General features: G+C 37.4%; 13 protein-coding genes. 3 read left to right on the top strand and 10 right to left on the bottom strand.

Annotated features, from left to right (window positions below; translation table 11 throughout):
* Positions 1-2: 2 nt before the first annotated feature.
* The 9 genes from ACSHWW_RS02615 to ACSHWW_RS02575 form a co-directional block, all read right to left on the bottom strand.
* Positions 3-290 (bottom strand): type II toxin-antitoxin system RelE/ParE family toxin, encoded by a 288-nt coding sequence (locus ACSHWW_RS02615; RefSeq protein WP_435680859.1) that lies wholly within the window; start codon positions 288-290, stop codon positions 3-5.
* Position 291: 1 nt separating this feature from the next.
* Positions 292-567, bottom strand: a complete 276-nt coding sequence (locus tag ACSHWW_RS02610; protein WP_435680858.1) for a hypothetical protein — start codon at positions 565-567, stop codon at positions 292-294.
* Between the two features lie 26 nt (positions 568-593).
* Complete coding sequence (locus tag ACSHWW_RS02605; protein ID WP_435680857.1) at positions 594-2,039, bottom strand: aldehyde dehydrogenase; 1,446 nt, start codon at positions 2,037-2,039, stop codon at positions 594-596.
* Between the two features lie 11 nt (positions 2,040-2,050).
* Complete coding sequence (locus tag ACSHWW_RS02600) at positions 2,051-2,731, bottom strand: hypothetical protein (protein WP_435680856.1); 681 nt, start codon at positions 2,729-2,731, stop codon at positions 2,051-2,053.
* Between the two features lie 10 nt (positions 2,732-2,741).
* Positions 2,742-3,146 (bottom strand): RidA family protein, encoded by a 405-nt coding sequence (locus ACSHWW_RS02595; protein ID WP_435680855.1) that lies wholly within the window; start codon positions 3,144-3,146, stop codon positions 2,742-2,744.
* Between the two features lie 75 nt (positions 3,147-3,221).
* The gene (locus ACSHWW_RS02590) at positions 3,222-4,616 is read right to left on the bottom strand and encodes an FAD-dependent oxidoreductase (RefSeq protein ID WP_435680854.1); all 1,395 of its coding nucleotides are present in this window, start codon (positions 4,614-4,616) and stop codon (positions 3,222-3,224) included.
* Positions 4,617-4,712: 96 nt separating this feature from the next.
* Complete coding sequence (locus tag ACSHWW_RS02585; RefSeq protein ID WP_435680853.1) at positions 4,713-5,189, bottom strand: hypothetical protein; 477 nt, start codon at positions 5,187-5,189, stop codon at positions 4,713-4,715.
* Between the two features lie 142 nt (positions 5,190-5,331).
* The gene (gene kynU, locus ACSHWW_RS02580) at positions 5,332-6,594 is read right to left on the bottom strand and encodes a kynureninase (protein ID WP_435680852.1); all 1,263 of its coding nucleotides are present in this window, start codon (positions 6,592-6,594) and stop codon (positions 5,332-5,334) included.
* On the bottom strand, positions 6,594-7,262 hold the full coding sequence (locus tag ACSHWW_RS02575) for a selenophosphate synthetase (RefSeq protein WP_435680851.1): 669 nt from the start codon (positions 7,260-7,262) through the stop codon (positions 6,594-6,596). The genes kynU and ACSHWW_RS02575 overlap by 1 nt, the downstream gene beginning before the upstream one ends.
* Before the next feature lie 105 nt (positions 7,263-7,367).
* Between ACSHWW_RS02575 and ACSHWW_RS02570 the strand changes: the two genes are divergently transcribed.
* Positions 7,368-8,645, top strand: a complete 1,278-nt coding sequence (locus ACSHWW_RS02570; protein ID WP_435680850.1) for a multidrug effflux MFS transporter — start codon at positions 7,368-7,370, stop codon at positions 8,643-8,645.
* Between the two features lie 72 nt (positions 8,646-8,717).
* Here the strand turns inward: ACSHWW_RS02570 and ACSHWW_RS02565 are convergent, their stop codons facing one another.
* Positions 8,718-9,611 (bottom strand): anti-sigma factor domain-containing protein, encoded by an 894-nt coding sequence (locus ACSHWW_RS02565; protein WP_435680849.1) that lies wholly within the window; start codon positions 9,609-9,611, stop codon positions 8,718-8,720.
* A gap of 127 nt (positions 9,612-9,738) precedes the next feature.
* On the opposite strand from ACSHWW_RS02565, the gene ACSHWW_RS02560 reads away from it, so the two are divergent.
* On the top strand, positions 9,739-10,440 hold the full coding sequence (locus ACSHWW_RS02560) for a response regulator (protein ID WP_435680848.1): 702 nt from the start codon (positions 9,739-9,741) through the stop codon (positions 10,438-10,440).
* Between the two features lie 2 nt (positions 10,441-10,442).
* Positions 10,443-11,930: a sensor histidine kinase gene (locus ACSHWW_RS02555; protein ID WP_435680847.1), complete on the top strand. Its 1,488-nt coding sequence runs from the start codon at positions 10,443-10,445 to the stop codon at positions 11,928-11,930.
* The last annotated feature ends 317 nt before the right edge of the window (positions 11,931-12,247 follow it).

Raw genomic sequence — 12,247 nt, 5'->3', positions numbered from 1 at the left:
TGCTATGGTTTATAATCTGGATTACGAGAAGTATGGAATACTGATTGAATAATAACTTCATTTTCAATAATAGAATAAATTAATAAAAAGGGGAAGTTGCCGAGGTAAATTTCGCGATAAGGTTCGGTTGACTTTTTGAAAATATGAGGATCTCGATTTAAATATTTAAGATTCACTTTCACTTCTATCTCAAATTTTACCGCTGTTGGGATACTCTTTTCCTTATAATATAAATAGGCTTTGCTTAACTCTTTTACTGCCCTTTTAGAAAAGGTAATCTTGAATGCCATTTTAATCGCCAAAAATTAGACCCATCGCTGTCTCTTGATCAATTCCTTTACTCGGGTCATCTATAATTTCTTGACGTTCTATATCTAGTTGCTGGAAATAAGCAGCATCGGGTCTAACAGAATTATTTCCTATTGAATAGGTTGCTGTAACATCACTCACTACGTGAGAATTAGATTCACTTTCGTTAAGTCGTTCTAGCATTTCTACAAGAAGTGTTTTATCTTCTTGAGATTCAATAAGTCTAATGATTTTAATTTTTAATTCTGAAAGTTGCATGTTTAAAAATACAATAGATATTTTAATTAATACTCAATGCAAACATTTTTAGCTTCTGTAAAAAAGTTTAAAGCTTCAAATCCGCCTTCACGGCCTACACCGCTGTCTTTTACACCGCCAAAAGGTGTGCGTAAATCACGATTTAACCACGTGTTTACCCAAACTATTCCTGCTTCTAGCTCGTTGCTCATTCTCATGGTACGACTCAGATCGCTAGTCCATAAAGTAGCGCTCAATCCGTAACGAGTACCATTTGCAAGTTCTAGTGCATGTAATTCATCTTTAAAAGGCATGATGGTTACGACTGGTCCAAAAATCTCTTCTTGGTTCAATTTGCAATCATTGGACTGGACTTCTATGACAGTAGGCTCAAGATAATAACCACCTTCGTGACCTTCTATGAGTAACGAGTTTCCGCCAGATAGTATATTGTATTCTTCGGGATTCGCTTTCGCGAAAGCGATATAATCCAAAATCTTATCTCTATGAGCAGCACTAACCACAGCACCTAGTTTAGAGTCGGCAGCATCTGGATGGCCAACTTTGAGTTGTTTTACACGAGCAACAAAGTCTTTTTTGAATTTCTCATAAAGTGATTGTTCCACTAAAATACGACTTCCACAAAGACAGATTTGCCCTTGATTTGCAAAGGAAGACCGTAGGGTAGTGGCGAGCATTTTATCATAATCACAGTCGGCAAAAATGATGTTAGGATTTTTACCACCTAGTTCTAGCGATAATTTTTTAAACATAGGCGCAGCCGTTCTAGCGATGTGCTCGCCAGTCGTGGTTCCACCAGTAAAACTAATAGCTTTAATGCCTGGATGCGCTACAATCGCTTGACCACAACTGCCACCTAAACCGTGTACTATATTAAGAACACCAGCTGGTAATCCTGCTTTTTTAACGATTTCGCCTAGTAAAAAAGCAGTTGCTGGAGTGACTTCGCTAGGTTTTGCCACGACACAATTTCCAGCTGCAATCGCCGGAGCAATTTTCCAGCTGAATAAATACAAAGGTAAATTCCAAGGCGAGATGCATCCTACTACGCCTATAGGTTTACGCATAGTAAAATTCATCGTGTTTTTACCTACGCTTTCATGAGCATCGCTTGAATATTGAGTAATTGCGTTTCCATAAAAACGAAAGTTTGAAGAAGCACGCGGTATATCTACTGCAGTAGCAAGCCATAATGGTTTTCCATTATCACGAGATTCTGCTGCGGCGAGTTCTTCAAGATTCTCTTCAATCAAGTCTGCGATGCGCAACATGATTCTAGAACGTTCATCAATACTGGTATTGGACCAACCTTTAAAAGCAGCGTTTGCAGCTTGATATGCTTTTTCAATATCATCTTCGTTTGAGTTAGGGATTTGCCCATAAACGATACCGCTTGCTGGTTCATAATTATCGAGCCATAATCCACTTAGTGGGATATACTCGTCGTTATTGATGAAGTTTTTAATGTCCATTTTGAGATGTTTTATTTATCATTTCGAATTTCAGTCATTACATAATCTTCTTTTTCTTTAGAAAATGTAGAAATATAAATAGTGTCTTTAGCTTTATTTTTGAGTATGAATGGTGGATACTTGTCTGTAAAAAGTATATCAAAACCATTATGTTGAAATCTATGATAATTAAAATTGTTATCGCTGCCATTTGCCCAAGAACTACTAGTGTAAATAGAGTCATTTAAAAAATGAACTGTGTCTTTATATGATTCATACTGTCTGATATAATTTTTATGAACCAATGAAAAATCAATAGCATTATGTTTTAACGAGTCAGCTATGCGTCTATACGTTTCGATATAATTATGTCCAACATTACTGGTTGAATGAATTTCTATAATGTTTGAGTTTTTCTGCTTCAGTTCTGAACTGTCTTCAGAACCGTCGAAGAGAAAACGGTTGTTTTTAACTTGCATTGTTCCTTGAAATTGTTCCGGAATAACTCCGAAGCCAGAGTAAAGAAGCTGGAAATTCCCATTTTCGAAAGAAAGAATTTTGTTTCCAGGTGGTGCACCTACTTCATAAGTATCGGCTTTCTCTTGATATTCAAATTTTGTATCGACTACAATCCAACTTCCGTTTAAATCATTGACATCTTTGCAAGAAAAGACAGAGCAAACTATTAATATGTAAAGAGATGTTTTTTTCAATTGAATCTGATTACAATGGTTTATAAGCCATCGCTTTAATTTCAATCAGTAAATGAGGATGAGGTAATTGATGTACGGCAACGGTTGTTCTGGTAGGTCCGTCAAAGTCAAAGAACTGACCGTAGGTTTCATTATAACCACCAAAATCGTTCATATTTACTAAGAACGTAGTTACATCAACAACATCTTTAATAGAAGCGCCTTCTGTTTGTAGAATGGAATCTATGTTTTCTAGAACTGCTGCGGTTTGTGCTTTAATATCAAGGTTGGTAGTTCCCATCTCGTCCACTTCTACGCCTGCAAATGTATTATCTGCTCTACGGCTGCTGGTTCCTGAAACAAATAAGAAATCGCCCACGCGCTTGATATGTGGATACTTCCCTCTAGGTCTTGCTTTATCTTTTAATACTGCCATTGTTGTTTTATTATTAAGTAGCCAACCTCACAGGTCTTGGAGACCTTTGAGGTTGGCTGCTTCTCGTATTTTAAATTATCCTCGCAACCACAACACCTCTTCGGTTTTTTGCTGGATGGTTTTTAATAAATCGTTTAAATCGTCTTCTACTTTAATCTTATCGTTTTCTAGCAACCATAAAATTGCTTTGTCTTGTGCACGTCCTCGTAGCATGGCTTCTCTATAGCTTATTCCATCTTGTGGGAAAGTTACAAGGGAATATTTTGATTGGTATTCCGCTTTCGCGAAAGCTGCTTCTAAACGCATCTCGATTTGCCTTTTCAATTGAAAGTTAGGATTTGCCACGCTATCTCGCATCTCGACAAAATTGTCCAAAGCAAGATCTGCAATAGCATCGGCATCTGGTTTTCTAAGTTTAGAGAACGCATTGAATGCGTCAGCCCAAATTTCGTACTGGTCAAGCATCTCATCAAACACTACCACATCTTCAAAACTGGCATTCATTCCTTGACCATAAAACGGTACGATGGCGTGAGCAGCGTCGCCCATAATCAAACTAGTGCCATATGCGGTCCATGGAGAACAACGCACCGTTCCTAGCGGTGGAGCAGGATTAGTCTTGTATTGCTCCACAAGATCTGGAATGTGTTCCATCACATCGTTGAAATATGTCGTGAAGAAATCGGTTATTTCTTGGTCTGTCTTAATCTTGTTAAACGCTGGTCCATCGCCATTATATTGCATGAATAAAGTCAGTGTGAAACTACCGTCTAGATTAGGTAAAGCAATGAGCATAAAACCACCACGTGGCCATATGTGCAAGAAGTTTTTCTCGATGCGCCATTTTCCATCTTCAGTAGGCGGAATGCTGAGTTCTTTATAACCGTGCGGCAACCAGTTCATACTGTGCGAGAATAAGAAGTCACGCTGTTTCATCATCGCTTTGCGCACTACAGATCCAGCTCCATCAGTTCCTAAAACGATATCTGCTTTCCATTCTTTCTCGGTATCGGTTTCAGAATCGTGGTAGGTTACCGATGCGTTTTTTAAATCTACCGCAGTAACGGCATCGTTAAAATCTATTTGAACATCTTCGTATTTATCTGCTTCGTCGAGTAACAACTTGTTGAGTTCTTCTCGCGAAATCGAATTGATATATTCTCCATCACGACCACTATAGTTAGAGGCAAAGGTGTTTCCTTCTACATCATGAATCAAACGACCATTCATAGGAATACACAGCTCGCGTACTTTTTCTTCTAGACCTACCAGTTTTAATCCTGCCAGTCCACGATCAGATAATGCCAAATTTATAGAGCGTCCACCATCCACAATAGCTTTGCGCATGTCTGGTCGTTTTTCAAGTATATCTACATGATAGCCTCGTTGTGCCAGTCGCAGTCCAAGTAGTGAACCACATAGCCCAGCGCCAGTGATAAGGATGTTTGTTTTTTTGTTAGTTGTTTTCATTAAGTGCTGAGTATGCAGTAAATAGAATTAATAATTTGAGATTATAGAAATGAAGACACCAGTCCTTGCATAGGTCTAATATTGTTAATAGTGCTTTCAAATTATTTTAATTATTAGATAAATCAGACATCCAAAGGATAATCCAAATGACAATAAAGATAGTAGGTTTTGACTATTTACTTTCTTTCCATAATTTTCTCTTTCTATAACGGTCCATTCTTTTTCGTGAGCCGTAAATCGATGGATTCCCATTTGTCGTATTTCTAAACAAATTAGGAAAATCAGATTAGCGATGGGGAAGCAAACTGTCCAAAGGTTTATTATAGGTAATTCACTTGGAAAAGTTCCAAGAACCATAAAAGCTCCAATTAAAATATTGTTGAAATTAAATACTTTGTCGTGAATCCTATCAAAGCTATTTTGAATTTGATTTGTAGAATGTTCAACGCGCCTATCTACTTTTTCAATTATTTTATTTGTTTCGAGAAATTCTTCGTCAATTTTCTGTCGGATATTAATTTCCTTTAAAGATTGATTGATTTCCTCTAATATTTTTAAATTTTTGTCTTCCAAGTTATCTTGAATTTACAATGTGAATAGTTTTTTTGATTGAGCATTTTATTAATTATGAGAATTAAACCTGTTCTCGACCTGCCTTTGCCGGCAGGCAGGCTGCGCTCGAACTGATATTTCGTTTTTTACATTATTCCTAAAATCACATCTCACTCTTCAACACATCCACAAATCTCCAGCAATCTTCATAGTTATTATATAAAGGAACTGGTGCGATACGTATCACGTCTGGTTCACGCCAGTCTGCAATAACACCTTTTGCGGTAATGGCTTCAAATAATGATTTGTCAGCATTATTTACGGCTAGCGATAATTGACAACCGCGATCTTTTGGGTTCTCTGGAGTTATAATAGAGATGCGGTCGCCATCTAATTCACCTACTAGATATTCTAAATAGTTGGTGAGTTGGAGGGATTTCTTTCTTAGATTATCAAATCCTGCCTGAGCAAATAAGTCTAAACTTGATCTTATCGCTACCATACTTAATATAGGTGGATTGGACAGTTGCCAGCCTTCGGCACCGTGCATAGGTTCAAAGTCATCACGCATTTTAAAACGTGTGTCTTTATTGTGTCCCCACCAACCTGTGAATCGTGGTAAGTCTGAATTACTGGCATGACGTTCATGCACAAAACAACCACCTAAACTACCAGGTCCTGAATTCATATACTTATAAGTACACCACACGGCAAAGTCGGCTCCAGAGTTGTGCAATTGTAAATCTACATTACCAGCACCGTGAGCACAGTCAAATCCTACCATGGCTCCAACGGCATGTCCTAGCTCTGTGATTTTTTTCAAGTCAAAAAACTGACCTGTATAATAATTAACCGCACCGACCATGATTAGTGCAATGGTATCACCTTGTTCTTTTAAAATGGTTTCTAAGTCTTCTAATCTAGGTGTGTGTTCGCCAGCTCTAGGTGACCACTCGATAATGTTTTCTTTATCATTATAGCCATGAAATTGCACCTGAGAGGCAACTGCATAACGATCACTAGGAAAAGCATCTGCCTCTATGATGATTTTAGTGCGCTTGCCTTTAGGTTGGTAAAAACTGACCATCATCAAATGAAGGTTAGTTGTGAGCGTATTCATAATCACGACTTCATGCGGTTTTGCTCCTACGATTTGTGCTGTAGTCTCTGCAAGAAACTCGTGATACGGCATCCATGGATGTGCTGCGTGAAAGTGTCCTTCTACACCTAGTCGTGCCCAATCATCTAGTTCTTGATTTAAGAATGTTTTGGTCTGGCGTGGTTGCAATCCCAACGAATTTCCACATAAATAGATAGAGTCTGTTCCGTCTGTATGCTTTGGTATGTGGAAGCTTTCGCGAAAGCGAGATAAAACATCTTCCTGGTCTAATTGTAAAGCGTAATCTCTAGAAGTATTGAATTCCATTATTTATTGAATTCTATGTTAGTTAAATGTATGCGAGTCATGCGGTCTGGCGTGCGGTGATCTGTTGCTACCTTAATACCGTTAATGGTCTCAAATTTTTCAAATGTGGTCATCATCCCTATTACCGTATCGTTTTGCTGCCTGTAAACCCATTCACGCAAATTGTGCTCTTGATCATAATAGACATCATAAGCATCTCCTGGAGTGTAACCACCATCATTACTATAAATTATGGTGAACATGTCGAGACTGTCTTTAGAAATAGGAGCAAGTGCGCCTGTTTTTTCTATGATTCTAGTTCCCTTATCGCTCATAAATTTAAGCTCGGGAATCAACCAATAAATATCATTTACAAAAGCACGATCTGCACTGGTTTGAATCGTGTCCTTAGGTTTGTTGATATTATATCTCACTGTATCTGGTGGTGCAATAAGTGTCACGTCGCCAGTTGTGCGATTCCATGTCCAATTACGAGCGTATAAAGTTTGGCCCATTTTACCTACTGAAAAAGTGAATTTCACTTCTTTTATGGCATCCCAATTCTCCATTCCAGCGGTTTGGGCGATTTGCTCAGTGGTAGAAAGAATGACGTTGTCATTTGTTTTGGCTGTGTTTTTACAGCTATAGATTCCAATAGCTAGCAATGCGATAGCAATAGTCTTTTTCATGTTTATCAACTTTGGCTTAAAAGTACAATATATCTTGAGCTTATAAAATTGTAAACCTTTCCTAATTGTGTGTGGTAACCTTGTTTAAAAAAGTAATTTTGCGCCGTGAAAACAGTGGATAGAAATAACGTAAGTAAAGGGAGAAAGACCAGCATTATTATAGTGCTAGGAACACTTATAGCTATAGGACCATTTTCTATAGATGCTTACTTACCTGCTTTTAAACAAATTGCTGGAGATTTTCAAGTAGATACCAGTGCTATAGGGTTCACACTTACTACTTACTTTATAGGAATAGGACTAGGCCAGCTGGCTTATGGTCCACTTATGGATCGCTATGGTAGACGTAAACCACTGATTGCAGGATTAATTCTTTATATACTTACTAGTTTTTTAAGTGCTTATGCATGGGATGTTTCATCGCTTGCGACCTTACGATTCTTTTCGGCCTTAGGCGCTTGTGCTGGAATGGTGGCGAGTAAAGCGATAGTGAGAGATCTATTTGAAGATGAAAAAGTAGCTGAGGTGTTGAGCACACTCATGCTTATTATGGGTGTGGCACCTATTATCGCACCTACCATAGGTGGATTTATTATAGAGCATTATCACTGGGACATGATCTTTTATGGACTTGCAGGATTTGCAGCGCTCATGCTATTCAATGTCTTATTTATACTACCTGAGAGTTCAAAGCCTAATCGTGCGACCAGTTTGCATCCCATTCCTGTGTTAAGAGAATACATTACTATATATAAGGACAAAGCTTTTTTCCTGTTTTCTACTGCTCGCGGTTTTGTAATAGGCGCGTTGCTGGGTTATGTTGCCGCTGCACCTTTTATATTTCTGGATTATTTTGAGATGGAGCAAAGTGATTTTGCTATCATCTTTGGTAGTAATGCCGCTGGGCTTATTGCTGGTAGTCAATTTAATCGCTTTTTTCTCAGGCGTTTTACCACTTTTCAAATCACCTATGTGGTGAGTGTGCTACTGGTGATGACTACTTTATTCCTATTAACCCATGTGTTCTTTTTTACTCCTGAGTTTTGGGTAGTATATCCTTCATTGTTCTTAATGATGACTTTTATAGGTTTTCAAAATCCCAACGTTACGGCATTGGCGCTACAACCTTTTACGGTGCGTGCAGGAAGTGCGAGTGCATTTGTAGGTGCTGTGAGTATGATTTTTGGTTCTTTTGCGAGCTGGTTTGTTTCCAGTTATGTGACGGTTTCTTTATTACCGCTGGCTATTATGCTCGCTGGTTGTGCGATATTAGGTTATGTTGCTATAGAGACGTTTAGAATCAAGTATGCTCGTGGTTACGCTTTCGCGAAAGCGTATCTCAAACATCCTTACATAAGTCTCAAGAGAGAAAATAACATATAAAAGAAATGCCTCACAGAATCAATAGATTCGAGAGGCACTTCAAACTAACCAACCAAAGTTGTCTTTTATTTCTTATCTGCTTACACTTCCAGTAGGGAAAGAGTTTGCTACATTGTTATTGAATGATTGTGAGTTAGGAGCAGTGTCTGTTCCTGCAATCGAAGCTAATGGCTTTAATGTAAATGGTGCTGGTGAGTTGTCAGGTACAGGTTCTACGGTTATTACTACATTACGACCTACGACACTAAATGGTAACGATTCACCAGCTGGAAGATTATTAAAGAAATCTTCACCTGGTACTGGTGGTCCCACATTATTTTGAGTTCCTGAGAAACCGTTTCCAGAATCTTGAGTTGAGAAATCACTAAACGTTCCTGTCGAAAGTGGACCAGCATCACCGACAACCCAACCTTCATAAACCCATCCTGCTGGTAGTGTAGGTAGATTAAAGTCTGCAGTAGGTGGCATCCCAGGAAGACCGAACCATACACCGTTAGTGTCATTTCCGTTATTCATACCAGTCTCGTCAGTAGGAGTTCTTAAGAAATAACTACCACTAGCATTGGTGAAATCTCCTGGTGCTGGGCCAAAATCAGTCGTTAAACTTGCAGTGTCATTTGTAAATTCTCCAGCAATGTATTTAGAATCTGCTGGTGCTGGGTCTGTATCTGGGCTAGGTTCAATAGTTAGAATAAATGCAGTTGCTGCATCTAGTGTTGCTGCGTCAACGGCAAAAGTGGTTTGGCTTAAATTACCAGAATCATCAACTGTAAATACACCAGTTGTTACCGGAGAACCGTTCACCATTATCCAGCCTTCATAAGCAAAACCGTTTCCTAGGTCTTCAAGACCTTGTAGGTCAATTGTCAAATTTCTAGTGGTCGTGTTGCCACTGTTGTCATCATCGTTACTACAGCTGGTAAATGTTAATGTTGCAGCTGCAATTAGTGCTAAGTACTTTTTCATGTTTGTGTGTTTGATTATTTTACAATACAAACTAATGATTATCTTGTCCCATCAAGGTCACGTAGTTATCAACTTTTATCCCAATGTGTGTGATGTTTTTGTGATAAACTTTGCGCATTTTTATCTTATGGCAAATCAAATACTTATAGTAGAGGACGATCTAGAGATTGTAGATCTACTAGAAATACATATGAAAGACCTCAATGCTGAGGTTGAAAGTGTGAATGATGGTTTAAGTGCTCTTGAAAAGGCACAGAATAAGGACTATGATTTAATACTACTCGATTTATCTATTCCTAAATTAAATGGAGTAGAAGTGTGTCGGGAACTACGTAAAACTAAAAACACTCCTATTATAATGGTTACTGCAAGGACTGAAGAGATTGATAAGGTCCTAGGTCTGGAAATAGGAGCCGATGATTATATCACGAAACCTTTTTCCATACGTGAATTAAAAGCTCGTGCTAAAGCGGTAATGAGAAGAGGTGATGCCGCAAAACAACAAAGCAATGATTCTAAAACAGCTGAATTGGATTTTGGTAATCTAAAAGTGAATGTTGAAATGCGACGTGTTACGTTAGAGGATAAGAAAGTTGAATTATCTCCTAAAGAGTTTGACTTATTAGTTTTACTCGCAAATTATCCAGGACGTAGTTATAGCCGTTCTGAGTTACTGGATATGATTTGGGGTTACAATTTCTCTGGATATGAGCATACCGTTAATTCACATATTAATAGACTGCGAGCTAAAATAGAACCAGATATGGGGAATCCTATTTATATATTGACTACTTGGGGAATTGGATATCGATTTAATGAAGAGATATAGATATGAGTAAGCAATCTACATTAACGCCTAAGTTGGTTTTTAAACTATGGTTAGGACTTTCCTTATTAATATTAGGAATGGCCGCTTGTTACATATTAGTAACTGGTTATTTTTCAAACCAGCATCACCTAGCCACACAGCAAGAGATTAATGGACCACTTGCACAACATCTCATCGATGAGAAATTTGCTGATGCGTCACCGTTTTTAGAGGATGGAAGTGTGAATAAAGAAGTTTTTGGAGATTTGATGCACGATATGATGGCGGTAAATCGAAGCATTGAAGTTTACTTACTGGGAATTGATGGTGAAGTTTTACATTCAGTAGTGTTGGACCACGACCCTAAAGACCCATCAGAGTTTGTAGATACAAAACCCATTACAGATTTTATAGCCTCAGACTATAAGGGGTTTTGTTTAGGTGATGATCCACGAGATCGCTCAGAGAGAAAAATTTTCTCAGTTGCTCCGTTTGAAAATAATGGAAGAAACGGTTACATATATATCATACTCTCTGGAGAAGCTTATCAACTTGCAAGTAGTAATATATTTAATAAATATATAAAAAGTTTTGGATTAGGAGCAATTGCTTTAACCACATTCTTTACCTTATTAATAGGTTTCGTCTTGATATGGTTTATTACTAAGAATTTGAGAACTATAACTCAAGTTGCTCGTAGATTTAAAGATGGTGATCTCAAAGCAAGAATTGAAGAACCTGAGAAAACTGATGTCGCTGTTTTTGCGCATACCTTTAATGATATGGCAGATACTATTAACGCTAACCTAGAAGAAATAAAATCTGTTGACGAATTGCGCAGGCAGTTAATTGCAAATGTCTCCCATGATTTAAGAACACCGCTAGCTGTATTAAAGGGATATGCAGATACGCTTCAAGAAAAATCTGATATACTCACTAAAGAAGAAACTCATAAATATCTTGGTGTGATAAGTTCTAATAGTGATAAACTAACTAATCTCGTTGAACAACTATTTGAATATTCTAAACTAGAAGCTAAGCAAATAGAACCACTTATGGAGCAATTTTCCATAACAGATTTGTGTTTGGACTTAGTTTCTAAATATGATATACTCGCAAAGAAAAAGAACATAGAATTAAGCTTGGTAGTCCAAAATAATGAGAACATATTAGTATATGCTGATTTAAGCTTGATAGAACGAGCTTTACAAAATCTAATTGATAATGCGTTGAAGTTTACACCTCAAAATGGATCTATAAAATTAGAGCTGGAAAAATCTGGTCAAGAGTGCTATATTATGGTTAATGATTCTGGAATAGGAATTCCACCAGAAATGCAATCAAGTATTTTTGAACGTTTCAAACAGTCCAGTGAGAGTTTTGCAAAAAGCGGTGCCGGTTTAGGTCTTGCGATTGTAAAGAAAATATTGGACTTACATAAATCTACGATTACAGTGATCAGTAGACAGGATACGGGAAGCACATTTACATTTAATCTTCCAGTTGCTTAGTGTTGTTTCGATTACGAGAAAGCCGCTTAGGCTATTAACAGTTTTATTAATAATGAGGTTTTTAATTTAGCACTTTTTACATGAGCATTATTAATTAGACTAAGTTATTTCCAAGTCAAATTGTAGGTTAATCTAGTATTGACATAAATTAAACTAGTACGTTGATTAAATTTTTATTCTTCAAAAACATCTTTGTTAATAGTCGTTTTTATTATTCTCCAAATAATCCAGATTTTTTTCAGGGTGTAAGTAATTGTTAATATGGTTGTTGCGATTTTTTTCTATTTTTTTTCTATTTTTTATTGAAATAAGTTTGG

The organism is Nonlabens sp. (assembly GCF_051251825.1).
Classification (GTDB): Bacteria; Bacteroidota; Bacteroidia; order Flavobacteriales; family Flavobacteriaceae; genus Nonlabens.
Note: the sequence above shows the minus strand (reverse complement) of the source record. Positions and strands in the feature narration are given on the sequence as shown.

Coding starts and splice junctions, on each gene's coding strand:
- ACSHWW_RS02615 (WP_435680859.1), bottom strand. CDS start 290: ATGGCATTCAAGATTACCTTTTCTAAAAGGGCAGTAAAAGAGTTAAGC.
- ACSHWW_RS02610 (WP_435680858.1), bottom strand. CDS start 567: ATGCAACTTTCAGAATTAAAAATTAAAATCATTAGACTTATTGAATCT.
- ACSHWW_RS02605 (WP_435680857.1), bottom strand. CDS start 2,039: ATGGACATTAAAAACTTCATCAATAACGACGAGTATATCCCACTAAGT.
- ACSHWW_RS02595 (WP_435680855.1), bottom strand. CDS start 3,146: ATGGCAGTATTAAAAGATAAAGCAAGACCTAGAGGGAAGTATCCACAT.
- ACSHWW_RS02590 (WP_435680854.1), bottom strand. CDS start 4,616: ATGAAAACAACTAACAAAAAAACAAACATCCTTATCACTGGCGCTGGG.
- kynU (WP_435680852.1), bottom strand. CDS start 6,594: ATGGAATTCAATACTTCTAGAGATTACGCTTTACAATTAGACCAGGAA.
- ACSHWW_RS02575 (WP_435680851.1), bottom strand. CDS start 7,262: ATGAAAAAGACTATTGCTATCGCATTGCTAGCTATTGGAATCTATAGC.
- ACSHWW_RS02565 (WP_435680849.1), bottom strand. CDS start 9,611: ATGAAAAAGTACTTAGCACTAATTGCAGCTGCAACATTAACATTTACC.
- ACSHWW_RS02560 (WP_435680848.1), top strand. CDS start 9,739: ATGGCAAATCAAATACTTATAGTAGAGGACGATCTAGAGATTGTAGAT.
- ACSHWW_RS02555 (WP_435680847.1), top strand. CDS start 10,443: ATGAGTAAGCAATCTACATTAACGCCTAAGTTGGTTTTTAAACTATGG.